Annotated in this window: 1 protein-coding gene; it reads right to left on the reverse strand. The window is 68.3% G+C overall.

What is annotated here, in order from left to right:
* Window positions 1-2556: hypothetical protein (locus ACIQ6O_RS16245; RefSeq protein WP_396208816.1), on the reverse strand; the 2556-nt coding region annotated here is incomplete at both ends.

Genomic DNA, 2556 nt, shown 5'->3' on the forward strand with positions numbered 1-2556 from the left:
CACGCAGTTCGCGGCTGGAACCACCCCGGCATCCACCTGCAGCAGGATCACCGCGTCTGCCACAGTGATCACCCCGTCGCAGTTGGCATCGCCTCCGACCCGTACGTTCGCGCGCGGTGCCACGGGGAGCTGAACGAGCGAGCGCAGCACCGTCATTCCGTCGGCGGCATTCACGGTGCCGTTCACGTCGGCGTCACCGGCGACCACAGACGGCGCGAGCACGGTGGTGGTGTCGATGTAGAGGGCGGGCGCCGTGAGGCTCCCCTGCAGGGAGACCGTGATCGTGTCGATGTAGCGCCCCGGCCCAAGCAAGGGGAGAATGCGACTGAAGCGCACGAAGTCTCGCGGTCCACCGGTGGCCGCGGTGGTGAAGGCATCCCGCCGGTGCAGTAGGATCGAGGCGTCAGCGGCACTGGCCTGCCAGGTGAGCGAAGCGCCCGCCCGGCCGAGAATCCCCACCTGCACAGAGTCGCTGGCGGTGTTTCGTCCCATCGTCACCGTGCGGCTCCCGCCGCTTCTCGCCATGACCACACGTGTGGCGGCATCCTGCACGGTGAGCGTGTCCACCACGCGTGCCGTCGCGCCGTCGCTGCTCTGGACGGTGATCGAATCGATCGAGACGGCCACCGTGATGGCGGCGCGTGCCCAGACCATCCAGTCGCCATGGAATCCTGTGCTGCGGAGCACGACCGTATCGTTTCTACGACGGGACGCGGTCCACATGCCGGCCGGATTTCCGAGAAGCACCTGCACGCTGTCCACCTGGATCGGTGAACCCACGGGGCGCGTGATGGCGCCGCGTGGTGCGCCGAGTGTGATCGCCGTGGAGACGGCGGCGTACTCCACCGTGTCTACCACCAGCAGTGTGCGCGCGACCGGCGTGGTGAGGTCCACCCGGATGGTGTCGATGGAGGTGGCTGCGGCCGTACGGGGTAACCGGCGCAGCCGGATGGTGGTGCCGCCCGTACCGGTGCGTGTGGTGAACGCTACCCCCGACACATCGAAGGCCTGGATGTTGGCCGACACTGAGATGCTCCACGCGGCACTGCCGAAGCTTCCGCCGGCAACGAGTCGCAGCGTGTCGATCGCCGTGGTGAGGCCATTGGCTGTCATCGGCATGCGTCCACCCGTGCGTGACAGCACGGCCGCATCGGCCGCCGATCCCTCGGGGATACCCAGCTCGATGGTGTACTGGAGGGGGGAGAGCCCGCCGGGTGTTGGCAGTTGCAGCGCGACGATCGATCGTCCGGTGCGTGCAGCGGCCGGTCGGATGCCATACACCACCCACCCCGTCCCCGTCCCCTCCCGCCGAAACAGCTGTAGCCAGGCGGGGAGGGTGGTGTTCGTGATCATCCACTGCCCCGAGGCAATTACCCGCACCGAATCGCGGCGGATGGTCGTGTCGCTGGCCGCATACTGACGCGAAATCCCGCTCTGCTCGAAGCGCGCCATCGTCGCGAGTCTCGAGGCGCCGCCCCCCGTGCGCTCCACCGTGATGGCCGGTCCGTTGGCGGTCAGTGAGTCCACCGTCATCACCACGCCACGGGCCGCATCCTCGTACCGCTCACCCACCGTCCACACGGCACCGGGGTCGTTGGGGTCGCCGTTGCCATCCACGTCGACCACCTGAGCAGGCTCACTTCGCGTGTTGTCCACCGTGGCGATGACCACCCCTTCGCCAGGAATCGACCGATCGGTCCCCACGCGCTGGCGAGCCTCGATCGTCATCCACGCATTCGCCCGCGACGATGGCGTGGGCAGGATGATCAGCTGCGGGTTGCGCCCGCTGGCCCGCGAATGCGGCTCGAGCACCCCGCTCCATCGCCCGCTCGACAGCACCACCTTGGCCGTGTCCGGGATGAGCCCCAGTCGATCCTTGTACGCCCCGATGAACTGCGAGCCGGCGCGCCCGAAGTCGGCGTTGAGATAGCTGCCGCTGCTCGAGCTGCTCATGACGTCCCATTGCGAATCGTAGACCGCCCCGTACGGTCCGCTCGAATGCGGCAGACCGAACGAATGACCGGCTTCGTGCGCCACAGTCCCCGACCGCGCCCAGTCCATGTTCCACATGAAGGGCATGCTCCGGCTCGGCCCGTCGAGGGCCACGCCGCGGCTTCCCCCCCACGAACAGCAGCCGATCCGCGAGTTATAGTGCGTGCCCACCCCGCCGAACTGCGAGAAGTCCACGTCGGCATCGGCCACGCCCAGGCAATCGGTCGCCATGAGGTTGAGATCCGCCTCTCCGGAGGCGTTGGTGTATCCGGCCCGCGTCTTGGGGAGCGTGTACCACCCGAACACGGTGGTCCCCTCCATGGTCAGCCGCCCGCGCGACGCCTCACGGAAGAAGGCATCCGTGCCCCCCGGCGCGTTGGCGTACATGTCCACGTACCGCTGCCGCGGCAGCGGCTCGTCCGGAATGTCGGAGAACTTGCAGAGGATGACCGCGTAGGGGCGTCGCGTAATCGCCCACGCCGGCGCCATGCTCCGCCCCATGCGAAACGCGTCATTGTCCAGCCGCACCTCGATGAGGCTCGGGTCCGCGGCGCCACGCCGTCC

Source organism: Gemmatimonas sp., assembly GCF_044345575.1.
In the GTDB taxonomy this organism is placed as follows: domain Bacteria; phylum Gemmatimonadota; class Gemmatimonadetes; order Gemmatimonadales; family Gemmatimonadaceae; genus Gemmatimonas.